Origin of the sequence: Caulobacter sp. CCNWLW153, from assembly GCF_036889365.1 — a bacterium.
Lineage (GTDB): Bacteria > Pseudomonadota > Alphaproteobacteria > Caulobacterales > Caulobacteraceae > Caulobacter > Caulobacter radicis.
Genome location: NZ_JBAKFV010000009.1, coordinates 41,194 through 65,791, shown reverse-complemented (window position 1 = coordinate 65,791; position 24,598 = coordinate 41,194). Strand labels below are relative to the sequence as shown.

At 69.0% G+C, this 24,598-nt stretch carries 19 protein-coding genes; 11 read left to right on the top strand and 8 right to left on the bottom strand.

Annotated elements, in window-relative coordinates:
- Positions 1-35: 35 nt before the first annotated feature.
- The 3 genes from V6S85_RS14955 to V6S85_RS14945 all read right to left on the bottom strand — a co-directional run bounded on the left by V6S85_RS14955 (position 36) and on the right by V6S85_RS14945 (position 6,738).
- Positions 36-1,685: a DUF5597 domain-containing protein gene (locus tag V6S85_RS14955; protein ID WP_334349399.1), complete on the bottom strand. Its 1,650-nt coding sequence runs from the start codon at positions 1,683-1,685 to the stop codon at positions 36-38.
- A gap of 575 nt (positions 1,686-2,260) precedes the next feature.
- Positions 2,261-3,775, bottom strand: coding sequence for a tryptophan halogenase family protein (locus V6S85_RS14950; protein ID WP_442885669.1), 1,515 nt, complete (start codon positions 3,773-3,775; stop codon positions 2,261-2,263).
- Between the two features lie 116 nt (positions 3,776-3,891).
- A complete protein-coding gene (locus V6S85_RS14945; RefSeq protein WP_334349397.1) occupies positions 3,892-6,738 on the bottom strand; it encodes a TonB-dependent receptor in 2,847 nt (948 codons plus the stop codon).
- A 401-nt stretch (positions 6,739-7,139) separates the two neighbouring features.
- On the opposite strand from V6S85_RS14945, the gene V6S85_RS14940 reads away from it, so the two are divergent.
- The 7 genes from V6S85_RS14940 (at position 7,140) to V6S85_RS14910 (ending at position 16,311) form a co-directional block, all read left to right on the top strand.
- Entirely contained in the window at positions 7,140-8,081 is a 942-nt protein-coding gene (locus V6S85_RS14940; RefSeq protein WP_334349396.1) for a 2-dehydro-3-deoxygalactonokinase, read from the top strand.
- Positions 8,068-8,688, top strand: coding sequence for a 2-dehydro-3-deoxy-6-phosphogalactonate aldolase (locus V6S85_RS14935; protein WP_334349395.1), 621 nt, complete (start codon positions 8,068-8,070; stop codon positions 8,686-8,688). Before V6S85_RS14940 ends, V6S85_RS14935 begins: the two co-directional genes overlap by 14 nt.
- 49 nt (positions 8,689-8,737) lie before the next feature.
- Entirely contained in the window at positions 8,738-10,312 is a 1,575-nt protein-coding gene (locus V6S85_RS14930) for a sodium/sugar symporter (RefSeq protein ID WP_334349394.1), read from the top strand.
- The gene (locus V6S85_RS14925; RefSeq protein ID WP_116565141.1) at positions 10,303-11,220 is read left to right on the top strand and encodes an SMP-30/gluconolactonase/LRE family protein; all 918 of its coding nucleotides are present in this window, start codon (positions 10,303-10,305) and stop codon (positions 11,218-11,220) included. The genes V6S85_RS14930 and V6S85_RS14925 overlap by 10 nt, the downstream gene beginning before the upstream one ends.
- A 17-nt stretch (positions 11,221-11,237) precedes the next feature.
- Positions 11,238-11,963 (top strand): FadR/GntR family transcriptional regulator, encoded by a 726-nt coding sequence (locus V6S85_RS14920; RefSeq protein WP_334349393.1) that lies wholly within the window; start codon positions 11,238-11,240, stop codon positions 11,961-11,963.
- Between the two features lie 94 nt (positions 11,964-12,057).
- Entirely contained in the window at positions 12,058-13,194 is a 1,137-nt protein-coding gene (locus tag V6S85_RS14915) for an efflux RND transporter periplasmic adaptor subunit (protein ID WP_116565137.1), read from the top strand.
- Between the two features lie 9 nt (positions 13,195-13,203).
- A complete protein-coding gene (locus V6S85_RS14910; RefSeq protein WP_116565135.1) occupies positions 13,204-16,311 on the top strand; it encodes an efflux RND transporter permease subunit in 3,108 nt (1,035 codons plus the stop codon).
- A gap of 44 nt (positions 16,312-16,355) precedes the next feature.
- On the opposite strand, the gene V6S85_RS14905 is transcribed toward V6S85_RS14910, so the two are convergent.
- Positions 16,356-17,696, bottom strand: coding sequence for an aminotransferase-like domain-containing protein (locus V6S85_RS14905; RefSeq protein WP_334349392.1), 1,341 nt, complete (start codon positions 17,694-17,696; stop codon positions 16,356-16,358).
- Between the two features lie 61 nt (positions 17,697-17,757).
- Between V6S85_RS14905 and V6S85_RS14900 the strand changes: the two genes are divergently transcribed.
- Entirely contained in the window at positions 17,758-18,171 is a 414-nt protein-coding gene (locus tag V6S85_RS14900; RefSeq protein WP_116565131.1) for a DUF983 domain-containing protein, read from the top strand.
- A gap of 10 nt (positions 18,172-18,181) precedes the next feature.
- Here the strand turns inward: V6S85_RS14900 and V6S85_RS14895 are convergent, their stop codons facing one another.
- Positions 18,182-18,766, bottom strand: coding sequence for a hypothetical protein (locus V6S85_RS14895; RefSeq protein ID WP_334349391.1), 585 nt, complete (start codon positions 18,764-18,766; stop codon positions 18,182-18,184).
- A 59-nt stretch (positions 18,767-18,825) separates the two neighbouring features.
- The gene (locus V6S85_RS14890) at positions 18,826-19,137 is read right to left on the bottom strand and encodes a polyhydroxyalkanoic acid system family protein (protein WP_058346591.1); all 312 of its coding nucleotides are present in this window, start codon (positions 19,135-19,137) and stop codon (positions 18,826-18,828) included.
- Positions 19,138-19,251: 114 nt separating this feature from the next.
- Between V6S85_RS14890 and didA the strand changes: the two genes are divergently transcribed.
- From didA to V6S85_RS14875, 3 genes are all read left to right on the top strand, one after another.
- On the top strand, positions 19,252-19,482 hold the full coding sequence (gene didA, locus V6S85_RS14885; protein WP_207780694.1) for a DNA damage-induced SOS-independent cell division inhibitor A: 231 nt from the start codon (positions 19,252-19,254) through the stop codon (positions 19,480-19,482).
- Between the two features lie 40 nt (positions 19,483-19,522).
- Positions 19,523-20,536: an N-acetyl-D-Glu racemase DgcA gene (gene dgcA / locus V6S85_RS14880; protein WP_334349390.1), complete on the top strand. Its 1,014-nt coding sequence runs from the start codon at positions 19,523-19,525 to the stop codon at positions 20,534-20,536.
- Positions 20,537-20,645: 109 nt separating this feature from the next.
- A complete protein-coding gene (locus V6S85_RS14875) occupies positions 20,646-21,947 on the top strand; it encodes a dicarboxylate/amino acid:cation symporter (protein WP_334349389.1) in 1,302 nt (433 codons plus the stop codon).
- Between the two features lie 137 nt (positions 21,948-22,084).
- Here the strand turns inward: V6S85_RS14875 and murB are convergent, their stop codons facing one another.
- Both murB and murC read right to left on the bottom strand, forming a co-directional pair.
- The gene (murB, locus tag V6S85_RS14870) at positions 22,085-23,008 is read right to left on the bottom strand and encodes a UDP-N-acetylmuramate dehydrogenase (RefSeq protein WP_334349388.1); all 924 of its coding nucleotides are present in this window, start codon (positions 23,006-23,008) and stop codon (positions 22,085-22,087) included.
- A 150-nt stretch (positions 23,009-23,158) separates the two neighbouring features.
- Entirely contained in the window at positions 23,159-24,577 is a 1,419-nt protein-coding gene (gene murC, locus V6S85_RS14865) for a UDP-N-acetylmuramate--L-alanine ligase (RefSeq protein ID WP_334349387.1), read from the bottom strand.
- Positions 24,578-24,598: the final 21 nt, after the last annotated feature.

Sequence of the window (24,598 nt, the reverse complement as noted above, 5' to 3'; positions counted from 1 at the left end):
CTGAGCTCGTCGAAGGACGAGGATCACGCACCGGCCTAGTAGGTCGCCAGCTTCACCTTCAGGATCTGGGGCAAGGTGGTCAGGTTCAGGCCGTAGTCGACCTGGTCGCCGTTCCAGACGCGGTCGAACACCCACTGGCCCGCCTCATTGAAGTGACCTTCCTCGACCCGCGAGACCATGAACCGCTCGTTCTTGGCCGAGCCGAAGGTCAGGCGGGCGCGATAGCCGGTGATCAGGAACTCGTCGGGCGACAGCTGGGCGATCAGGGCGCCGGCGTCGGGGATCTCGCGGTCGGGCTGCTTCTCGGCCTTGGCCATCCACGGGGCCTCGATCGAGCCGAACTGCCATTCGCCGTAGGTGACGCGCACGTTCCAGCGGCCGCCCAGGTCGATGGTCTCGGGCTTGCCGCCCTCCTGCTCGCCCACGCCCCAGACCTTGCCCTCGTAGGACAGGCGGGCCCACTCGCGAGCCATCGGCGACAGCAGGCGGTAGTGGACGGCGAAGTTCTCCAGCGTCTTGGCGTCGACCGTCTTGGCGCCCAGCGGGTAGTTGGAATAGCCGGTGAAATCGAGGCCGAACGGCGCGAAGCCGATGCCCTGGTGGCCCAGAACGTCGTAGATGTAGCGGGCATAGGCCTTGTCGCTGCCGATCTCGGGCACGAACAGGGCGTTGTCGGGCCGGCCGTACTGCTCCAGCGTCTTCCGGACCTTCTCGCTCTCGCGCATGTAGATGTCGGGGGCCAGGGCGTCGATCGACGGCGCGGCCGCCTTCCAGACGTCGAGCACGTTCCAGGTCGGGCCGCCCGACGAATAGGTGAACGGGTCCTGGTCGTGGAAGGGGTCGCGCAGGGCGGCGTTGACGTACATCGGCAGCGGCAGCACCTGCTTGCCGGCGGCGGCGATCTCGTCGACATAGCAGCCGATCGACCAGGCGTAGAAGAACTCGTCGGCGTCCTTGCCGAACACCTCCTTCCAGGTCCCCGGCTTCTTGTTCATCGCCTTGACCAGGTCCTTGGGGACCGGGCCGTCGAAGATCTTCTGGGCGGTCGGCGAGAAGTCGCGGATGGCGCTGTAGGCCCCGACCTCGTTCTCGGGCTGGACCATGATCACGGTGTGGTCGGGATCGTTGGCCTTGATGAAGCGCATCAGCTCGACGAAGGCCTTCTTGTCGGCCTCCAGCGTCGCGCGGAAGTGCGGCGACAGCGAGTTCTTGACCTCGCCCTTGCCGTTGACCAGGCGGGGGAAGCGCTTGTTGTCGAGCTTGACCCATTCGGGCGCGTACTGCGGGCCGTTGTTCTTCCAGGTGGCGAACCACAGGATGACCAGCTTGGTGTCGTTCTCCCGCGCCTGCTTGAGCAGCAGGTCGAGATAGGAGAAGTCGAACTTGCCCTCGACCGGCTCGATCTGCTCCCAGGCGATCGGGATTTCCAGGGTGTTGGCGTGCAGCGCCTTCACCGCCGGCCACACCTTGGGCATCTGCGAGGGATAGTTGGCGGCGTTGTTGGCCTGGACGCCCAGCATCAGGAACGGCTTGCCGTCGACCAGAAGCGCATGCTTGCCGTCCTTGGTCACCAGCTTGGGCAGTTGGCCTTGCGCGAAGGACGGCGCGGCGACGGCCAGGCTGAGGATCGCGCCCAGGGCGGCGAAGCCCTGCCGGCCCCACTTGGGCTTCCAATGAGACGTCACGCGGGAACCTCCATGCTGGCGAACCGGTCGGAACCTATGCCTGCATCGATCGTCCGCGACGGAAAGTAAGCGCTGTCATCCGGCATCGACATGCCTCTCGCCTCCTCCCGATACGGCGGTCGCGCGAGAGACTTCAGCCCCGCCAACTCGTTACCGCTACCATTCTTATAAATAGGACAATTAGCCGAGGCGGCCGCGATTGCAACCGGTTTTCACGGCGCGGCTTCGGGCGCGATAGCCCGGCAAATCTTTGTAACAATTGCACAAAAGGCAAAAAAATCCGCGCATCGCCCGCAGGAGGCGATGCGCGGTTGAAAAGACTCGCGCGAGACCGGGGAGGTGGTTCGCGCGGCGCGCTGGCGAACTTCGCGAGAAGATCACACGGCCGGACAGTCGCTCTCGCGACCCCGGCGCCACGATCAGATATGTATAATCATACAAATGAATGCGCAAGGGATTTGATAGCGTTGTCAGCCCATTTTTTGCGTGACCATCGTTCAGAGCGGTAACGCCGACCGCCAAGACGGCTGGCGCGGGCATGGCGTCGGCGGCCGGCCGCCCCCTCCCCGCCCGGTTCAGCTCAACGGCGCCGCCGCGCAGTGGCGGGCGATGAAGGCGTCCTGCGTGGGCATCGACTGGGCCGTATGCCGGATCAGCGCCCGGCGATGCTCCATCAGCTTGCGCAGTTCCGCCTCGGGGATGCGGTCGGCCAGCGGATCGTAGGCTTCGGGCACGACGCCCAGGCCGTTGTAGATGGCGATCCAGCTGGGCCGGCCAAAGCCGTCGCCCTCGTGGATCGCCACGTGGCCCCGCGCCTTGTAGAGCGCGATCTTGGCCTGCAGGCTGTCGGGCAGTTCGACCTCGCGCACCTGCCGCCACATCGGCTCGTCGCGCTGGTTGATGCAGTAGTGCAGGATGATGAAGTCGCGGATGCGCTCGTACTCCTGGGCCGAGACGCGGTTGAACTCGTCGGCCAGCAGCGGGTCGCAGCGACGGTCGGGGAAGAACTCCAGCAGGCGCGCGACGCCGTTCTGGATCAGGCTGATCGAGGTCGACTCCAGCGGCTCCAGGAAGCCGCCCGACAGGCCGACGGCCACGACGTTGCGGTCCCAGAACTTCCTGCGGCGACCAGCCAGGAAACGCAGCGGCCGCGGATCGTCCAGCGCCTCGCCGTCCAGGTTCCCCATCAGGGTGCGGGCCGCGCGCTCGTCGTCGACGAAGGCGCTGGAATAGACGTAGCCGTTTCCGATGCGGTGCTGCAGCGGGATCCGCCACTGCCAGCCGGCCTCGCGGGCGGTCGAGCGGGTGTAGGGCGTCAGGCCGTCACCGCCCAGCTTGCACGGCACGGCCAGGGCGCGGTCGCAGGGCAGCCAGCGCGACCAGTCCTCGAACCCGGCCTTCAGCGCCCCTTCGATCAGCAGCGCGCGGAAGCCAGAGCAGTCGACGAAGAGGTCGCCCTCGACGCGGCGGCCGTCCTCCAGCACCACCGCCTCGACGAAGCCGTCCTCGCCGCGCAGGGCGACGTCGACGATCCTGCCCTCGGTGCGCGTGACGCCCCGCGCCTCGGCGTAGCGGCGCAGGAAGGAGGCGTAGAGCCCGGCGTCGAAATGGTAGGCATAGGCGTAGTCGTGCAGCGGCGAGCGCGGATCAGGGCTGGGCGGGATGAAGCGGTTCAGGGCCGCCGCCGCCGTCGGCAGCGACCAGTCCTCCAGGCCGCTGGGATCGCCCAGGGCCTTCAGCCGGCGCCACAGCTGGTGGGCCTGGACGGCCTCGTGGTCGGCGCCGAAATCGCCGAAGCCGTGGAAGTAGCGATGGCCCACGCGGCCCCAGTCGCGAAAATCGATGCCCAGCTTGAAGCTGGCCTGGGTGGCGCGGATGAACTCGACCTCGTCCAGGCCCAGGGTCTGGTTGAAGTTGCGGATGGTCGGGATGGTGGCCTCGCCCACGCCGACCGTGCCGATGGCCTCGGACTCGACGACCTCGACCGACACCGCGTCGCCGACCAGCAGCCGGCTGAACGCCGCCGCCGCCATCCAGCCGGCGGTGCCGCCGCCCACGACCACGACCTTGCGAATGCGCTGGTCCACCACGTCTCTCCCCTGGGGCCCGTTCGAAGGCCGCCCCGAAAACACGAAAGCCCTCCGACGGCCCCGACCAGCATGTGGTCCGGATCGTCGGAGGGCCCTCGTTCCTAAGTCAGATCAGCTTAGAAGCTGGCGCGCAACGCCACGGCGACGCGACGGTCGGTCTCCACCCAGTTGTAGGGGGCGACGCGATCGGGGTTGCCGACCTCGAGCACGGTGCGTTCCTTGAGGATGTTGGTCGCCTGCACGCCGATCTTGTACTGCTTGTTGATGCTGTAGAAGATCGAGCCGTCCAGCTGGCCGTAGTCACGCGACCAGACCGGGGCGTTGACGTTGGCCGCCGAGCTGGTCAGCAGGTAGCGCTGGCGCCAGTTGTAGGCCAGGCGGGCCGAGATGCCGTACTTCTCGTACATCACAGCCACGTTGTAGCTGCGCGACGACATGCCCTCGAGCGGCAGGGCGGCGTTGTTGGCGGCCCCCGTCTGGTTGCCGTCGTCGACGTCGGCGGCGGTGTTGCGGCCGCCTTCGTTGTCGATGAACGTGTAGTTGGCCTGCACGCCCAGGCCCGACAGCGCGCCCGGCAGGAAGTCGTAGAACTGCTGGTAGCCGATCTCGAAGCCTTGAACCGAGCCCTTGTCACCGTTGTAGTAACGCATGACTTCGAAGTCGAAGGTCTGGCCGTTCGAGGTGTAACGCTCGGTGGCCGTGTCGGTGAAGATGTAGTCCTTGATGTTCTTGCGGAAGACCGCGAACGTCAGGCTGCCCGTGGGGGCGAAGTACCATTCGGCGCTGAGGTCGTACTGGTCCGACTTGATCGGGCGCAGGTTCGGGTTGCCGCCGGTGCCGGTGGCGCCGTTGTAGACCGTGGTCGTGCCCGAGGTGGTGAAGTCGAAGCCCAGCGCCGTGTAGGGCTGCAGCTGCGACAGGGTCGGGCGGACGATCGCCTTCGACGCGGCGAAGCGGACCTGCAGCTGCGGCGTGACGTGCAGGCGCAGGTTCAGGCTCGGCAGAACGTCGGTGTAGTCGGACTTGGTGCTGCCGCTGACGATCGTGCCGCCGGCGGCGAAGGCCTTGGCCGCCGCGCAGGTGGCGTTGGTGATCTCATCGCAGGTCGGCGACGAGGGCACGATGCTGCCGCCGTCAGCCGAGGCCTCGGTCTTGACCACGCGGACGCCGATGTTGCCGTCCAGCGGCATGTTGCCAAGCAGGTTGTCAGAGCCGAAGCGCAGCAGGCCGTAGCCGGCGTAGGTCTTCTCGTTCTGGGTGTTGTCGTTGGCGTCCAGGAACGAGGTCACCGGCGACCAGCCCCAGCCGGCGGTCTCGGTGTGCTTCAGCAGGTCGTAGGCGTTCTGCGAACCGTTGGTCACGACGCCGGCCACCGGGAACCAGGCCACGCCGGGGACGCGCACGTCGCCGCCGAAGAAGTTCTTGAAGGTGTAGAGCTCGGTCAGGTTCGCCGTCTTGCTTTCGTTCAGGTAGACTGGCGTGCCGCCGCCCCAGTATTGGGCGCTCAGCAGGCTCCAGTTCCAGCCGGACTCGCGGGTCTCGAAGTCCTTGTCGGTGGCGCGGACGCCGAAGCGGAAGCTCTTCAGCCAGCCGTCTTCCGGGAAATCGTAGGTCACGTCGAGGCGGGCGGCCTTCTCGGAGGCCTCGCCCTCGTCGATGTGGTCCATCGCCGCGCCCCAGTAGTACTGGTCCTTGACGTAGGTGTTGTTGCCGCCGAGCGTGGTGACCGTCGGCACGCTGGTGCCCAGGTTCCAGTTGACGTCCGGCAGGTCGCCGTCGACGCCGGCCACGTCCTGCAGCTGGGTGAAGACGGTCAGGCTCGAGGTCTTCGAGGTCGACTTCACGTATTGCAGGTCGCCCGAGATCGTCCAGGCGTCGTTGACGAACCACTTGCCGTTCAGGGCGATGTCGCCCGTCTTCTTGTGGCCTTCGCCGGCGCGGGTGTCGGCGGTGTATTGGGCGTCATAGACGGTGCCGCCGGTGAACACGCCGGCCGAGTTGTAGGTGTAGCCGTTGGCGTTGGTCTGGTTCATCGTGTTTTCCACGAGAACCGCGCGCTCGATGTCCTTCGGGTCGGCCTTGGAGCCCATGGCCTGCAGCGAGAACTCGAACTTGTCATTCGGGCGCCATTGGGCGGCGAAGGCCAGCGACTGGCGCTTCTGTTCCCAGTCGACCGAACGCCAGCCCATGGCCTTGGGCACGTAGACGGTCTTGCTGTTCACGGTCATCGGGTCGTAGCGGTCGACCGAGATGCTGTTGGTGCGGTTGCCGACGCTGCCGTAGCTGTAGGCGATCAGGGCGCCGAACTCGCCGAGCTTGGTGTCCCAGCGGTCGCTGGCGATCACGTTGCCCGAATAGTAGCCCTTCTTCTGCAGCTCGCCGTAGTTGTAGTCGCCCGAGAAGGCCAGCAGGCGGCCCTTCTGGTCGAACGGCAGGCGGGTGCGCAGGTTCACGGTGCCGCCGATGCCGCCTTCGATCATGTCCGACGACGGGTTCTTGTAGACGTCGACGCCGGCCAGCAGGTCGGCCGACACGTCCTCGAAGCTCAGGCCGCGGCCGTTCTTGGCCGAGAAGATGTCACGGCCGTTGGTTTCCGAACGCACCCACGACAGGCCGCGAATGGCCACGCCGCCGCCTTCCGCGGCCATCCGGGCCGGGTCGCGCGCTTCGTTGGTGCGTTGCAGGGTGATGCCCGAGATGCGCTGCAGGGCTTCGGAGACCGAGCGGTCCGGCAGGGCGCCGATGTCGACCGCGGTGATCGAGTCGACGATCACTTCGGCGTTCTGCTTGATCTTCTGCGCGGACTGGATCTGGGCGCGCTGGCCGGTGACCACGACCTCTTCGACCTGGGTCTCTTCGGCCGTCGGCGCGGTCTGCGCCAGCGCTGTCAACGGAGCCACGGCGCACAGCGCCAAGGCCGAAGCGCCGAACATGAAACGATGTGAGTTATGAAGGCGTCGCATGCCTGTTTCCTTCCCCCGTGAGTGAAAACCGCCCCGGCGTTCTCATCGGCGCCGGTGACGTGCGGGACCAGGGCCCCACACAATCCGATTGGTAGCTATAGTCATATAATTGTGGTCATCAAGACAAAATTGATAGCGCTATCATTTCCACTAATGGCCGCGCCTTTTCGGTCACAGGCGCAGGCTTGCCATCCCTAAACTCCTAGGCGAAACAATGGTCTGACCACATCCGCAGGAGGCTGGACCACCCTGTCGTTTGCACCGGTCATTATTATATTATAAATGCCTTGCGACCCGGCCTGGAGCCTCTCGTCGGGCGCGCGTTTAGGGATGAACATGACGCAGGCTGTAGACTCCGCACGGCTTCACACGGGCAGCGCTCGCGCCGGGGGATCCTGCTGATGGTCGCGTCCGATCCCTCGATCACCATTTTCGGCGACTGGGGCACCTCGCGCCTGCGCCTCTACCTGCGCCAGGGCAAGAGCGTGCTGGACCGTCGCGACGGTCCCGGCATCGGCTCGCTGACCGCCTCGCCCGAGCAGACCTTCCTCGACCTCGTCGGCGACTGGCGTGAGGCCGGTCCCGAGACCATCCTGCTGTGCGGCATGGTCGGCTCGCGCAACGGCTGGGTCGAAGCCCCCTACGCCCCCTGCCCCGCCGACGCGGCGGCGATCAGCGAACGTCTGGTCAAGGTGGAGGCCCAGGGCCTGACCGTCTCGATCGTGCCGGGCCTGTCGTGCGTCAATCCGCTGGGCGGTCCCGACGTGATGCGCGGCGAAGAGACCCAGATCCTCGGCGCCCTGGCGCTGAACCCCGAACTGAAAGCCGGCCGCCATCTGCTGGCCATGCCCGGCACCCACACCAAGTGGGTCGTGGTCGAGGACGGCGCGATCGCTTCCTTCCTGACCGCCCCGGTCGGCGAGACCTTCGCCGTGCTGCGCGAGCACTCGATCCTGGCCAAGGCCGCCGCCGGCGACGCGCCGGCCACGCCCGAAGGCTTTGACCTCGGCCTCTCGCGGATCACCGACAAGGGCGCGGCCCTGCTGCCCCACCTGCTGTTCGAGACCCGCAGCCGCCAGCTGATCGACGGCCTGCCCAAGGCCGACGCCATGGGCTTCCTGTCGGGCCTGCTGATCGGCGCCGACGCGGCCGGCGCGGCCGGCTGGTTCGGCCAGCTGGGCAAGGTCGCCCTGATCGGGGCCCCAGCCCTCAACGCTCTCTACGCCAAGGCCATCAAGGCCGCCGGCGGCGACAGCTTCGAGATCGACGGCGACGCCGCCGTGCTCGCCGGCCTGTCTTCCCTTTCATCCTCAATCACGCGTGATGCCCATGTCCTTGCCTGACGCCCCGCCCATCGTCGCCATCCTGCGTGGTGTGAAGCCCGACGAGATCGTCGAGATCGCCAGCGCCCTCGTCGACGCCGGCATCGGCTATATCGAGATCCCGCTGAACTCGCCCGAGCCGCTGGTCAGCATCGGCAAGCTCTGCGAAGCCTTCGGCGACAAGGCCCTGTGCGGCGCCGGCACCGTCCTGACCCCGCAGGCGGTCGACGACGTCGCCGCCGTCGGCGGCAAGCTGATCGTCACCCCCAACATCGATGCGGACGTGATCGCCCGCGCCGTCGAGCTGGGCCTGACCGTCATGCCCGGCTTCTCGACCCCGACCGAGGCGTTCGTCGCCGTGAAGGCCGGCGCCAAGGCGCTGAAGCTCTATCCGGCCGGCTCGTTCGGCCCCGGCCACCTGAAGGCCGTGCGCGACGTGCTGCCCAAGGACATCGAGATCTATGCGGTCGGCGGCGTCGGCGCGGCCAACCTCAAGCCGTGGCTCGACATCGGCGTGGCCGGCATCGGCGTCGGCGGCGAGCTGTATCGCCCCGGCTACACGGCCGCCGAGGTCGGCGAGCGGGCCCGCGCCCTGGTCGCGGCCTGGACTGCGCAGACCGCCGGCTGAGCCGTCTTACCGTCATAACGAAGAGCAGCCCTAAAGGGGGGAAGCCCAAGTGACCCTAGCAACCATCGACCTCGCGATCCTCGCGATCTACGCCGTGGCGATCTTCGCCCTGGCGCAGTGGGTTTCCCGCGACAAGGGCGGCCACAAGAAGGACTCGACCGACTACTTCCTCGCGTCGAAGGCCCTGCCCTGGTGGGCGATCGGCGCTTCGCTGATCGCCGCCAACATCTCGGCCGAGCAGATCATCGGCATGTCGGGCTCGGGCTACGCCATCGGCCTGGCCATCGCCTCCTACGAGTGGATGGCGGCCCTGACCCTGCTGATCGTCGGCAAGTTCTTCCTGCCGATCTTCATCAAGAACGGCATCGTCACGATGCCGCAGTTCCTGGAGCAGCGGTACGGCCCCAGCGTGCGGACCATCATGGCCGTGTTCTGGCTGGGCCTGTACGTGTTCGTGAACCTGACCTCGATCCTGTGGCTGGGCTCGATCGCCGTGCACACCGTGACCGGCATGGACCAGATGTGGGCGCTCGCCGCCATCGGCGTCTTCGCCCTGGCCTACCAGCTGTGGGGCGGCCTCAAGGCCGTGGCCCTGACCGACATCGTGCAGGTGGCCCTGCTGGTGGCCGGCGGCCTGATCATCGCCTGGCTGTCGCTGGACAAGATCGGCGGCGCCGGCGGCGTCGTGGCCGGCTTCCACCACCTGACCACCCAGTTCCCCGACCACTTCGACATGATCCTCGACCGGGCCAGCCCGCACTACAAGGACCTGCCGGGCCTGTCCGTCCTGTTCGGCGGCCTGTGGATCATGAACATCAGCTACTGGGGCTTCAACCAGTACATCATCCAGCGCGCCCTCGGCGCCAAGGACCTGCCGGAAGCCCAGAAGGGCATCGCCCTGGCCGCATACCTCAAGCTCTTGATGCCGGTCATCGTGGTGCTGCCGGGCATCGCCGCCCTGGTGCTGGTCGACGGGACCATCAAGCCCGACCAAGCCTATCCGGAGATGATGAAGCTGCTGCCGCCCGGCCTCCTGGGCCTGGTGTTCGCCGCCCTGGTGGCCGCGATCGTCGCGTCGCTGGCGGCCAAGATCAACTCGATCGCCACCATCTTCACCCTCGACCTCTACGCCAAGGCCAAGCCGGGCTCGAGCGAGCAGCACCTGGTGCTGGTCGGCCGCGTCACCGCCGTGGTCGCCGTCATCATCGGCATCCTGACCGCCAAGCCGCTGCTGGGCGGCGCCGAGCAGGCCTTCCAGTTCATCCAGGAGTTCACCGGCTTCTTCACGCCGGGGATCGTCGTGATCTTCATCCTGGGCATGTTCTGGAAGCGGGCCACGACCGCCGGCGCCCTGACCGCCGCCATCGGTTCGGCCGTTCTGTCGGCCATCTTCTGGTGGCTGCAGGAACAGGCGATCTTCACGATGCCGTTCATGAACCGCGTCGGCGTGGTGTTCCTGCTGACCCTGGCCGCGGCCGTGATCGTCTCGCTGGTCGCCCCGCAGAAGAAGGACGTAAACGTCGTCAGCCTCGACGGCGTCTCCTACAAGACCACCAACGGCTTCAACATCGCCGGCCTGGGCGTGATCATCATCCTGATCGCGCTGTACGCCACGTGGTGGTGATTTCCAGCCAGCAGCCGGCCGCGATCATCGCGGCCGGCGACGTGCTCGGCGAGGGGCCGGTGTGGGACGCTCACGCCGGCCGCCTGCTGTGGACCGACATCCAGAGCCGCCGCCTGCGCGCCTTCGATCCCGCCGGCGGCGCGGTCGAGACCTTCGCCGCCCCCGAACGCATCGGCTCGATCGCCCTGTTGCCCGAAGAGACGGGCCGCGTCATCGCCGCCTTCGAGACCGGCCTTGGCCTGTTCGACCTGGCTTCGGGCCAGGTCGAGTGGCTGCACCGCGTCGAGGCGCAGGCCAACGGCCGCCGCTTCAACGACGGCCGCGTCGACCGCGCCGGGCGCTTCTGGGCCGGGACCATGGTCGAGGACGAGGCCATCCGCCATCGCGCCGAAGCCAGCGTCTGGCGCCTGGACCACGCCGGCGACTTCGCGCCCCACTTCGGCGGCGTGCAGATCGCCAACGGCCTGGCGTTCAGCCCCGACGGCAGGACCGCCTATTTTTCCGACAGCCCGCTGCAGACCATCTTCGCCTTCGACCAGGACGAGGACGGGACCCTCTCCAACCGTCGTGTCTTCGCCGAGGTGACCGAGGGCTATCCCGACGGCGCCACGGTCGACGCCGAAGGCTGCCTGTGGAGCGCCCGCTGGGCCGCCGGAACCGTTGTGCGCCATGCGCCCGACGGCCGCGTGCTGGAGACCCTGCGCGTGCCCGCCAGCCAGCCCACCTGCGTGGCGTTCGGCGGCGAGGACCTGCGCACGCTGTATGTCACTTCGGCCCGTGACGAACTCTCGGACGACGAATTGGTCAGACAACCACACGCTGGCGATGTATTCGCGTATGACGTGACCGTTCCTGGCCTGCCCGAACCACGATACACAGGGGCGATTCGTTTCGCGTCCAACGTATAGAAAAGAAGACTTTGGCGATGCGCACCCAGCCTGGACTGAGCCTCACCTACGGCCTCGTGGAATCGCTTGGTCAGGCCATCGTCACCGGCGAGTACGCCGAGGTGGGTTTTCCCACCGAAGGCGAACTGTCCAAGAAGTTCGGCGCCAGCCGCACGGTCACGCGCGAGGCGGTGAAGATGCTCACCGCCAAGGGCCTGCTCAGCGCCCGCCCCCGCCACGGCACGGTGGTCGAGCCGGAAGCCAACTGGAACCTGCTCGATCCCGACGTGCTGCGCTGGCTGCTGGAGCGCAAGTTCTCGCTGAAGCTGCTGTCTGACTTCACCGAGATGCGGCTGGGCATCGAGCCGGTGGCTGCCGCGCTCGCCGCGCGCAACGCCGACGAGGCGGGCCTGGAAGGGATCCGCAAGGGCCTGGCCCGGATGAAGGCCGCCGGCGAGGGCGAGGACGACCCGCTGGCCGCCGACATCGCCTTCCACATCGCCATCCTCAGCGCGACGAAGAACCCGTTCTACAGCGAGCTGCACGAGCTGGTGAACACGGCGCTGCGGATCTCGATCCGCTTCACCAACCGCATCAAGGGCCGCACGGCCTCGATCCCCTCGCACCAGGACGTGGCCAACGCGATCATCGCCCGCGACGCCGTGGCCGCCCAGACCGCCATGCAGGCGATCATCGTCGACGTGCTGGAGCTGATCCGCGCCGCCTCGGCCACCGACGCGCAGGCGGCCCGCAAGGAAGCCTGACCCCCGCTTCCGCGCCTTACCCCGATTTAACTCGTCGAACTTCGTTTCTCGTCTAGAAGTCCCTGCTGGGAATCTGACGAAAAAGGGGCATGTCGTGGGTTACGGGTTCAAGGGGTCGATCGGGCGCACGACAGCGCTGGCCCTGGTTCTGACGGTCGCGGCCGCCGGCCTTTCCGCCTGCGGCAAGGACAAGAAGGCCGAGGCCAAGGGCAAGAAGCCCGTCGCCGCCCAGACCGTCAGCGTCGCGCCGGTCGCCGTCCTGCCGCTGCCGCGCGTGATCAACGCCTCGGGCACCATCTCGGCCTGGGAAGAGGTGCCGGTCGGCGCCGAGACCGGCGGCCTGACCGCCACCGCCGTCAACGCCGAGGAAGGCCAGTTCGTCCGCCAGGGCCAGGTGCTGGTCGCGCTCAACGACACCCTCCTGCGCGCCCAGCTGCGCCAGCAGGACGCCTCGGTCGCCAGCGCCCGCGCCACCCTCGCCGAGGCCGAGGCCTCGCTGAAGCGCTCGCGCGAGCTGCTGGCCAAGGGCTTCCTGTCGCAGGCCTCGCTCGACACCGCCACCGCCCGCCAGGCCACCGCCGCCGCCCAGGTGGCCGCCGCCGAGGCCGCCCGGGGCGAGACCGCCGCCCGCGTCGCCCAGGCCTCGATCCGCGCGCCCGTCTCGGGCCTGATCGTCCGCCGCAGCGTCACCAAGGGCCAGATCGTCAACGCCGGCAACGAGCTGTTCCGCATCGTCCGCGACGGGCGCATGGAGCTCGACGCCGAACTGCCCGAGACCGACCTCGGGGTCGTCAAGGCCGGCATGCCCGCCGTCATCACCTCCGAGCAGGTCGGCCAGGCGAACGGCGCGGTGCGCCTCGTCACCTCGGAAGTCGACCCGCAGACCCGCCTGGGCGTGGCCCGCATCGCCCTGACGGCGATGGGCGCCTTCCGCCCGGGCATGTTCGCCCGCGCCCAGATCCAGGCCGGCGACCAGGCCTCGCCCGTGGTGCCCAGCGCCTCGATCCTCTACCGCCAGAACCAGCCCGGCGTGTTCATGGTCGACCGCAACAGGAAGGCCCAGTTCCGCAAGATCGGCATCGTCGCCCGCACCGGCGACGTCACCGCCGTCACCGGCGTCTCGGCCGGCGAGGAAGTGGTCGTGCAGGGCGCGGGCTTCCTGGGCGACGGCGACGCCGTGCGGGTGGCCGTCCACCAGCCCGCCCCGACCCTGTCCGCCGTCAAGCGCTAGGGCCCGACGATGGACACCAACAACATCTCGCGCTGGGCGATCAAGAACCCGATCCCCGTCCTCATGCTGTTCGTCATGCTGACCCTGGCCGGCATCGTCGGCTTCAACAGCATGCGGATCAACAACAACCCCGACGTCGACCTGCCCCTGGTGGTGGTGTCGGCCTCGCGTCCGGGCGCCGCGCCCAGCGAGCTCGAGACCCAGGTCACCCGCCTGATCGAGGACTCCATCGCGGGCCTGGGCCAGGTGCGCCACATCACCTCGACGGTCGGCGACGGCTTCTCCTCGACCTTCATCGAGTTCGAACTGGGCGTCGACCACGAGCGCGTCACCAACGACGTGCGCAACGCCATGTCGAACCTGCAGTCCGCCCTTCCGCAGGACATGCAGATCCCCAACGTCACCCGCATCGACATCTCGGGCGACCCGCTGATCACCTACGTCGTCCAGGCTCCCGGCCTGACGCCCGAGCAGCGCAGTTGGTTCGTCGACAACGACGTGGCCCGCACCCTGCTGGCGATCCGCGGCATCGGCGAGGTCAACCGCCTGGGCGGCGTCAGCCGCGAGATCCAGGTGGCGCTGGACCCCGACCGCCTGTCGTCGCGCGGCGTCACCGCCGCCTCGGTCAGCCAGGCCCTGGCCAGCACCAACGCCGACCTGCCCGGCGGCCGGGTGACGGTCTCGGGCTCCGAGCGCGCCATCCGCACGCTGGGCGCGGCCGGTTCGGTGGACCAGTTGCGCGAGACCCGCATCCAGCTGCCCTCCGGCGGCACCGTGCGCCTGGGCGACCTGGGCGAAGTCACCGACCGCTGGGCCGAGCCGCGCAACCGCGCGCGCTTCGACAACCAGGAAGTCGTGACCTTCAACATGGTCCGCTCGCGCGGCGCCAGCGAGGTCAAGGTCGCCGAGAAGGTCCGCCACGCGATCGAGAAGCTCGACAAGGAACATCCCGAGCTGACGATCTCCGAGATCACCTCGAACGTGAAATACATCGAGGAGAGCTACTGGGCCTCGATGGAGGCGCTGATCCTGGGCGCGGTGCTGGCCGTGCTGGTGGTGCTGCTGTTCCTGCGCGACTGGCGCGCCACCTTCCTGGCGGCGGTGGCCATCCCGCTGTCGCTGCTGCCGACCTTCGCGATCATGGCGCCGCTGGGCCAGTCGCTGAACGGCGTCACCCTGCTGGCGCTGTCGCTGACCGTGGGCATCCTGGTCGACGACGCCATCGTCGAGATCGAGAACATCGTCCGCCACATGCGCGGCGGCAAGTCGCCCTACAACGCGGCCATGGAAGCCGCCGACGAGATCGGCCTGGCCGTGGTGGCCACCACCTTCACCATCGTGGCGGTGTTCGCGCCCACCGGCTTCATGCCGGGGATCATCGGCCAGTTCTTCAAGGCCTTCGCCCTGGCCGCCTGCGTCTCGGTGCTGTTCTCGCTGCTGGTCGCACGCATGCTGACGCCGCTGATGGGCGCCTACATGCTCAAGCCCCACCACAAGCCCGACACCGATCCGTTCTGGATGGACGGCTACCTCAAGAGCCTGGGCTGGGCGCTGAACAACAAGTGGAAGGTCGCCCTGATGGCGATCCCGATCCTGGTCGGTTCGGTGATGCTGGCCAAGAGCCTGCCCTTCGAGTTCCAGCCGGCGGCCGACCGCGGCCGCGCGCCGTTCTCGATCGAGCTGCCGCCCGGCGCCACGCTGGACGAGACCGACGCCATCGCCGAGCGCGTCACCCGTGAGCTGAAGGCCCGTCCGGAGGTCAAGAGCGTCTACGCCTCGGTCGGCAACGACGGGGTCAACAAGGCGCGGATCACCGCCGACCTCGTGCCGAAGGGCGAGCGGATGAACCAGCAGCAGTTCAGCCGCCTGATGGTCGACCAGTTCAAGGCCATCCCCGGCGCGCGTATCGGCGCGGGCAACAACAGCGGCGGCGGCCCCGGCGACGGCGGCAGCTACACCTTGCGCCTGGTCGGCGACGACGGCCCCGAACTGGAAGCCGCCGCCCGCAAGGTCGAGGCCGAGATGCGCACGGTCCCGGGCCTGGCCAACGTGGTCAACACCGCGTCGATCGCCCGTCCGGAGATCATCGTCACCCCGCGTCCCGACCAGGCCGCCCGCATGGGCGTCTCGGCCGGCGCGATCTCGCAGGCCGTGCGGGTGGCGACCATCGGCGACATCGACCAGTCCCTGCCCAAATATAACCTGGGCGACCGCCAGGTGCCGATCCGCCTGCGCCTGACGCAGAACGCCCTCGAGGACCTGTCGGTGCTGGAGACGCTGAAGGTGCCGTCGTCCACCGGCGCCTCGGTGCCGCTGAACGCGGTGGCCGACATCCGCTTCGGCGCCGGCCCCTCGCAGATCAGCCGCCAGGACCGCTCGCGCGTGGCCGAGATCACCGCCGAACTCGACGGCATCGTGGTCGGCGAGGCCGGCAAGCTGGTGCATGCCCTGGAGTCGGTCAAGAAGCTGCCCCCCGGCGTCAAGGAGGTGGCGGCCGGCGACGCCGAGTTCATGGCCGAGATGGCCACCGGCTTCGCCATGGCGCTCTTCACCGGCCTGCTGCTGATGTACGTCGTGCTGGTGCTGCTGTTCCGCAGCTTCGCCCACCCGGTGACCATCATGGCCGCCCTGCCCCTGGCCATCGGCGGCGCCTTCGCCCTGCTGAAGCTGGTCAACAGCAGCTTCTCGATGTCGAGCCTGATCGGCATCCTGATGCTGATGGGCATCGCCGCCAAGAACTCGATCCTGCTGGTCGAGTACGCGATCATGGCGATGAAGGACGGCAAGATGACCCGGCGCGAGGCCCTGATCGACGCCGCCCACAAGCGGGCCCGCCCGATCCTGATGACCACCGTGGCCATGGGCGCGGGCATGGTGCCGGTGGCCGTCGGCTTCGGCGCCGACGTCGAGTTCCGGGCCCCGATGGCGATCACCGTCATCGGCGGCCTGATCACCTCGACCTTCCTGTCGCTGCTCTACATCCCGGTGGTGTTCGTGTTCATGGACCAGTTGAAGAACTGGTCGAACAAGATCCTGGGACGGTTCTTCCACCACTCCCATCACCACCCCGCCCACGGGACGCACCAGGAAGAGCCGGTGCTGGTCACGCGGGACTGACGATCATGGGGCGGACCTTCGGGTCCGCCCCTTTTTCATGCGCGTCAGGCCAGCGAGCCGGCCAGGCGTCGCAGCGCCGAGGCCAGCACCGCCTGCTTGCCCGGCGCCCCCAGCGACAGCCGCGCGCCTTCCGCCGCGACGCCGGGCGCGGCGAACAGCGAGGCCGGCGCCAGCGTCAGGCCCTCGGCCGAGCCTTCCGCCGCGCGATGCAGCCAGACATGCAGGCAGCCCTCGGGTCCCGTCGCCTCGGGCAGGATCTGGATCGCCAGCATCCGGCGCGCGGCCGCCTCGGCGCGGACGCCGGCCAGGATCGCCTCGGCCGTGCCGTCGCGGATCCATGTCGTGGCCACGGCCGCCATCAGCGGCGCGGGCATCTGGCACAGGGCGTGGCCCGCGGCGGCCAGGCGCCCGGCGGCCTCGGCGTCGGGCGCTGCCACATAGGCGATGCGCAGGCCCGGCGTCAGGGCCTTGGCCAGGGTGGCCACATGCCACGCCCGTTCCGGCGCCAGCGCCGCCAGGGCGGTCGGCGCGGGCTGCGGCAGCCGGCCGTAGGCGTCGTCCTCGACGATGCGGGCGCCAGCCCCGGCGCAAGCCTCGACGATCGCCGACCTCCGGCCCGCGCTCATGGTCGCCGTGGTCGGGTTCTGCCAGGTGGGCGTGACCACCACCAGACGCGCGCCGGTGGCCGCCAGGCGCTCGGCCAAGGCTTCGGGAACGATCCCCTCCCCGTCCATCGGACAGGCGACGGCGCGGACGCCGCGCGCGGCCAGTGCCGCCAGCAGGCCGGGATAGGTCAGGGCCTCGACGATCACCGCGTCGCCCGGCGCGGTCTCGACCGCCAGGATCGCCGACAGGGCCGCCTGGGCGCCCGCGCAGACCACCACCCGCTCAGGATCGACCGCGCCCAGCCCCGGCGACATCCAGGCCGCGCCAGCCGCCCGCTGGGCCAGCGAGCCCGGGCCCGCGTGATAGGCCATCAGGGTCGCCGGATCGGTGCGGGCCAGCACGCCCGCCGTCGTCTCGCGCAGCAGGGCCGCCAGCGACAGCCCCTGCGGCGGCGGCGGCAGGTTCATCGACAGGTCGACGAGGCCCGCCTCCTCCTCCCCCGCCCGCCGGCGCACGAAGGTGCCGCGCCCGGCCGCGCCTTCGACCAGTCCCTGCTCGCGGGCCAGGGCGTAGGCCCGGGTGACCGTGGTGAAGTCGACGCCCAGCAGGGCCGCCACCGTCCGCTGCGGCGGCAGCTGTTCGCCGGCCGACAGCTCGCCGTCCGCGACCGCCGCGCGCAGGGCCTCGAACACCCGGCGATAGATCGGCCCGTCGCCCGCGGCGACCCGCCGCAGCCATGCGGCGCCCGCCGGCAGAACAGCGTCTCTTGCGTCGGCCATCACTTATCCATACATTTAATGCACAATGTATGGATCAATTTTCGGATTGTAGGTAGGGGTCATGACGCCCGGACACGAGTTTTTCGATCCGCCCTCGCCCATTGTCAGCGGCTTGCGCCAGCGCTGCCCGCGCTGCGGCGAGGGCAAGCTGTTCAAGGGCTTCCTGGCGCTCGCCCCGTCCTGCGACCACTGCGGCCTGGACTACGGCTTCGCCGAGCCGGCCGACGGCCCGGCCTTCTTCGTGATGAGCGGCGTCGGCCTCCTGGTGACCTTCGCCTTCGCCTGGGTCGAGGTGGTCTATCGCCCGCCGATCTGGGTGCATTTCGTGACCGTGTTCCCCGCCCTGATCCTCGGATGCCTGGCCACCCTGCGGCCGGTGAAGGCCTGGCTGGTCGCCTCGCAGTTCGTCAACAAGGCCGAGGAAGGCAAGTTCGAGAGCCTGGGCCGCCACGATCACGATCCGCGACGGCTCTGAGCCGTAAAGCCTAGCCGCCGCGCCGCGCGGCCAGGCGGAACAGCAGGGAAGCCCCCGCGAACGAGGCGGCGAACACGCCGTTGGCGACCAGGATCTCGACCAGGGCGCCCGGCGATCCGCCGCGCCCCGTCAGCACGGCGAAGGCGGCGATGGCGACCAGGGCCGCGGCCCCGACCAGCATGGCCTTCGCAAGCCCGGCGGCCCTGAACCGCCACGCGGCGGCCGTCGCCAGAACCAGCGCCACGACGCCGGGATAGGCCAGGTTGATCGGATCGCTCTCGCCGCCGACGATCCCGACCGCCAGGCTGGCCCAGATCATCAGGAACGCCGCGCCTGCGGCCAGCACCGCACCCGCCCGATAGGCCAGGTCGCGCGTGCGCATCACCGCCAGTTCCAGCATCAGGCCCGCCCCGCCCAGCATGGCGGCGAACAGGGCGAAGTCCCACGGGCTCCAGGCCACCTCGTCGGTGACCTGCATCGCCAGCCAGGGCGCGGTCAGCAGCAGCGCCGCAAGCCCCCAGCCGGCGGCTCTCAGGTTTCTCGGCTTCACAGGCAGGTCCATCACCGCGCTCCCGGTCTTCAGGACCGGAAACATGCCTCATCCTGCCACGAGGACGGATGAAGGCGGCGTGGATATTCGGTGCAGGCCGGAGGCTACTTCTTCTCGAGCAGCAGCGTGCCCTGCTTCTTGACCTGGCCGGTGATCTTGCCGGCGATCATGCCCAGCAGGCCCGGCAGCACGACCTCGACGATCACCACGTTGGCGGCGACGTTCAGCTTGCCGGTGATGTTCTGACCCATGACCAGGGCCGAAAAGTCCAGCACGTCGTCGCGCCAGGCCTTGGTGACGTTGGCCAGGCCGCCGGGGATCTGGGCCCCCAGCTGTTCGAAGCCGTTCTCGATCCGTCGCTTGGCCTCGGCCACGCCGAGTTCGTGCGGGATGTTGATGGTGACGGGCTTCGACATGGGGACTCCAAAGGCGTGTTGCGCCCCTGACATAAGGATGCGCGGGCCGTTCGGCTATACGTCCAGTTCTGACGCATCAGAGGCGCAGGTTCAAAAGCGTCCACGGAGGAAGCCATGACCGACATCGCCATGACCCAGTTCTTCGACGCTACCGCTCGCAGCGCCTCCGTCCGCCCGGTCCGCGTCGCCCGTCCCGGCCGCCCGGCCGGCGTCTGGGGCTCGATCACCTACGCCGGCGTGCTGCTGGTCTGGGCCGGCCTCTTCGTCATCCGTCCGCGCCTGGCCTTGCGGGTCATGGCCGAGCGCCGCGCGGACTCGCCGATCCCGCGCTTCTCCAGGCGCTGATCCCCTCGCCAAACGCTTCGAACGGCGCCAAGCCAGGGGCATGAGCCGCCTCGTCGCCGTCCGCCCCGTCAGCCATCCGCTCGCCGCCCCGTTCCGCATCTCGCGCGGGGTCAAGACCGCCGCCGACGTGGTGGTGGTCGAGATCGCCGAGGGCGGCCATGTCGGTCGCGGCGAGAGCGTGCCCTACGCCCGCTACGGCGAGACGGTGCAGGGCGTCGAGGCGCAACTGGCGCCCGCCGCCCGCCTGCTCGCCATGGGCGGCGATCTGTCCGAGGCCCTGGCCCTGCTGCCGGCCGGCGCGGCGCGCAACGCGCTGGACTGCGCGATCTGGGACCTGCGGGCCAAGACGTCGGGCGTGTCGGTCGCCGCCGCCACCGGCCTGGCCGTCCCGCCCGCGCTGGTCACCGCCGTCACCATCAGCCTCGATACGCCCCAAGCCATGGCCGAGGCCGCCCGCAAGGTCGCCGAAGCGCCGCTGATCAAGGTCAAGCTGTCGGCCGAAGACCCCGCCGCCCGCCTCGCCGCCGTCGCCCAGGCCGCGCCGAGCGCGGCGCTGATCGTCGACCCCAACGAGGGCTGGACCTTCGACATCCTGCGCGGCCTGGAAAACCAGCTGTCGCGCCTGAACATCGCGCTGGTCGAGCAGCCCTTGCCGGCCGGCGAGGACGCGGCGCTGGAAGGCTACGCCCCGCCCTTCCCGATCTGCGCCGACGAGTCGGTGCACACCGCCGCGGACCTGCCGGCCCTGCGCGCGCGATACCAGGCCGTGAACCTCAAGCTCGACAAGTCCGGCGGCCTGACCGAGGCGCTGGCCATGCTGCGCGCGGCCAAGGACCTGGGCTTCACCCTGATGACCGGCTGCATGGTCGCCTCGTCCCTGGCCATCGCCCCGGCCCTGCACCTGGCGGCCGAATGCGCCTTCGCCGACCTCGACGGCCCGTGGTGGCTGAAGGAGGATCATCCTGGCGGTCTGCGGGTCGTGGGCGGCCGCATCACGCCGCCGGCGGCGGGGTTCTGGGGCGACGGCGTCGACGCCGAGGGGCTGTGGCTGTGAGCAGCTCTCCCTCTGGGAGAGGTTGCGATCAGCGGCGGCGCCGAGCACCGGTCGGCGGAACCAAGCGCGGGGACTTGACCCCACTCACATAACGCCGTGCTCTGGCGTCATGACCGACGCCCTCGCCGACGCGCCGCCCCCGCCTTCGCCCCCTGGCCGCAGGAACCCGCTGCAGGCCTGGTTCGGGATCTCGCTGTGGAAACGGATCCTCGCCGCCCTCGTGGTCGGGGCCGTGGTCGGCTACTTCTGGGGCGAAGGCGCGACCAGCCTCAAATGGATGGGCGACATCTTCGTGCGGCTGATCCGCATGATGGTGGCGCCGCTGGTCTTCGTGATCATCGCCTCGGGCGTGGCCCAGTTGGGCGACGCCCGGCGGCTGGGCGGCATCGGCGTCAAGACCATCGCCATGTACGTGCTGACCACGCTGATCGCGGTCGGCATCGGCCTGGCCATCGCCACCCTGCTGGGTCCCGGCGTCGGCGCCGACCTGCACAACGCCGCCCCTCAGGCCGTCGCCCCGCCGAAATCGCCGGCCGAGCTGTTCATCGGCATCGTGCCGCTCAACCCCATCAAGGCCCTGGCGGAGGGCGAGACCCTGGCGATCATCTTCTTCGCCGTTCTGGTCGGAGCGGGCGTGATCGTCGCGGGCAAGGACGGTGAACCGGTCGCCCGGCTGCTGGCCAGCGCCAGCGAGGTGATGCTGCGCATCGTCGGCTTCGTGATGGAGGCCGCGCCGTTCGGCGTCTTCGCCCTGATCGCCGTGGTCATGGGCACGAACGGGCCCGAGACCTTCCTGCACGTGGCCAAGCTGGGCGTCTGCGTGATCATCGGCGCGGCGATCCAGACCTTCGTCACCCACGCCGCCGTGGTGCGGCTGGGCGCCTGGCTGCCACTCTTGCCGTTCTATCGCGGCTGCATGGACGCCATCCTGGTCGGCTTCTCCACCTCGTCGAGCTCGGCGACCCTGCCGGTGGCGATCCGGGTGGCGGAAGAGAACCTGGGGATCAAGCCGTCGATCTCGTCGACCGTCCTGCCGCTGGGGGCCACGATCGGCATGGACGGCACGGCGATGTACGTGGCCATGCTGACCATGTTCGCCGCCCAGGCCTTCGGCGTGCCGCTGACCCTGGCCGACTACGCCCTGGTGGCGATCACCACAACCATCGTGGCCATGGGCGTGGCGCCGGTGCCCTCGGGCTCGCTGTTCGTGCTGGCCGCGGTGCTGGCCACCATCGGCGTCGGCCCCACCCAGACGGCGATCATCGTCGGCTTCATCCTGCCCTTCGACCGCATCCTCGACATGATCCGCACCGTGCCCAACGTCACCTGCGACCTGTCGATCGCCACGGCCGTGGCGCGGTGGGAGAAGGAGATCGACGTGGCGGAGTATCTGTCGAAGAAGGATGTGTGATCAGAGACCCTCTCCCAGTGGGAGAGGTGTCGCCGAAGGCGACGGAGAGGGAAGCGGCCAGGGCCGTCCAACTCTCAGCAAGCTGAAAACGTCCCCCCTCTGGGGGAGCCGTCGCGGAGCGACTGAGGGGGCGGCCGTCAGGCCGTACGCCCGATCCGCTTGATTTCCCAATCCAGCTGGACGCCGGTCTTGGCTAGCACGTCGGCGCGGACAGTATCGCCCAGGCCTTCAAGGTCGGCCGCGGTGGCCTCGCCGGTGTTGATCAGGAAGTTGCTGTGCAGCGGCGAGAACATCGCCCCGCCCTCCTTCCCACTCGCGGAGAACAGCTTGCCGCGCCAGCCGGCCTCGTCGACCAGCTTCCACGACGAGTGGCCCGGCGGGTTCTTGAAGGTCGAGCCGCCGGTCTTTTCCCGGATCGGCTGGGTGGTCTCGCGGCGGCTGGTGATCTCGGCCATGCGGGCCTTGATCGCGGCCGGCTCGTCGGCGGTCCCTTCATAGGTCGCGTCGAGCACGATGGCCGCCTCGCCGTCCTGCAGGGCGCTGTGGCGATAGGTGTAGTGCAGGTCGTCGACCGACAGCTCGCGCACCACGCCCGCACGGTCCATGACGCGCACGGACTTGACGACATTGACCGTCTCGGAGCCGTAGCAGCCGGCGTTCATGATCACCGCGCCGCCGACCGTGCCGGGGATGCCGGCATAGAACTCCAGACCCGCGATGCCGGCCTCGGCCGCCTTGCGGGCCAGGATGGCGTCGGGCACGGCGCTGCCGGCCTTGATGCGGTTGTCGCCCTGGGCCTCGACGGTGTTGAAGCCCTTGCCCAGGCGGATGATCACGCCCTCGACGCCGCCGTCGCGGACCAGCAGGTTCGAGCCGACGCCGATGGCCATCACCGGCACGGCCGGGTCCAGGGCCTTGAGGAAATCAGCCAGGTCCTGCTCGTCGGCCGGCAGGAACACCACGTCAGCCGGGCCGCCGACGCGGAACCAGGTGAACGGGGCCAGCGCCTCGTCGATCAGCAGCTTGCCGCGCACGGCGGGGAGATTGGTCTTCCAGGTCATCGCTTCGTCTCCCCTTCTCCCCTTGCGGGAGAAGGTGTCGTCCGGAGGACGACGGATGAGGGGTTTCTCGGCCTCGCCGCGCGACCCCTCATCCGACCGCTACGCGGCCACCTTCTCCCGCAAGGGGAGAAGGAAGGGATCGAGCGAAAACTACTTCGCCAGCGCTTCCAGCTGACCCGGCAGGGCGTAGGCCCAGGACGTGATGTCCCCGGCGCCGAGCAGCACCACCAGGTCGCCGCTCACAGCTTCGGCCGCGATCAGCGCCGGCAGGGCCGCCGGGCTTTCCAGCGGCAGGGCGCGGCGGTGGCCGAATTTCTTGAGGCCTTCGACCAGGTGGTCGCGGTCGACGCCCTCGATGGGCTGCTCGCCGGCCGTGTAGACGTCGGCGACGATCACCGTGTCGGCGTCGTTGAAGCAACTGCTGAACTCGGTCATCAGGTCGCGCAGGCGGGTGTAGCGGTGCGGCTGCACCACGGCGATCACCTTGCCCTGGCTGACCGCGCGGGCGGCCTTGAGCACGGCGGCGATCTCGACCGGGTGGTGGCCGTAGTCATCGACCACGCGGACGCCATTGGCGACGCCCGTGGTCGTGAACCGGCGCTTGACCCCGCCGAAGGCCGCAAGGCCCGCGCGGATCGCCTCGGCGTCGACGCCCAGCTCGCGGGCCACGGCCACGGCGGCGGTGGCGTTGAGCACGTTGTGGTGCCCCGCCATGGGCATCTTCAGGCCTTCGTAGCGGATGGTCTCGCCTTCCAGCGGCGAGATGGCGATGTCGAAGCTGGCGCCCTCGGGGCCCATCTCGACGTTCTGCACGCGCACCTCGGCCTGCGGGTTGGTTCCGTAGGTCACCAGGCGCCGGTTCTCGATGCGCGAGGTCAGGGCCTGCACTTCGGGGTGGTCGGTGCAGACGGCCGCGAAGCCGTAGAACGGGATGTTCTCGATGAAGTCCTGGAAGCCCTTCTTCACCGCGTCGAAGTCGCCCCAGTGGTCCAGGTGCTCGGCGTCGATGTTGGTGACGATGGCCACGGTCGACTTCAGCTTCAGGAACGAGCCATCGCTCTCGTCGGCCTCGACGACGATCCAGTCGCCCTCGCCGACCTTGGCGTTGGTGCCGTAGGCGTTGATGATGCCGCCGTTGACGACCGTCGGATCCAGACCGCCGGCGTCGAGCAGCGCCGCGACCATCGAGGTCGTCGTCGTCTTGCCGTGCGTGCCGCCCACGGCCACCGAGAACTGCAGCCGCATCAGCTCGGCCAGCATCTCGGCGCGGCGAACCAGCGGCAGGCGCTTTTCGCGGCCGGCGACCATCTCGGGGTTATCGGCCTTCACCGCCGTCGAATAGACGATGGCCGAGGCGCCTTCGACATTGGCCGCGTCGTGGCCCACGAAGATGCGCGTGCCCAGCTTCTCGAGCCGTTCGGTATTGGCGCTGGCCTTCGCATCGCTGCCCTGCACGGTGTAGCCGATGCGGATCATGATCTCGGCGATGCCGGACATGCCAATGCCGCCGATGCCGATGAAGTGCACGGGGCCGAGTTCGAAGGGGACGGGTCGTCGACGCTGGATCATCGCGTCGGATTAGACGATTTG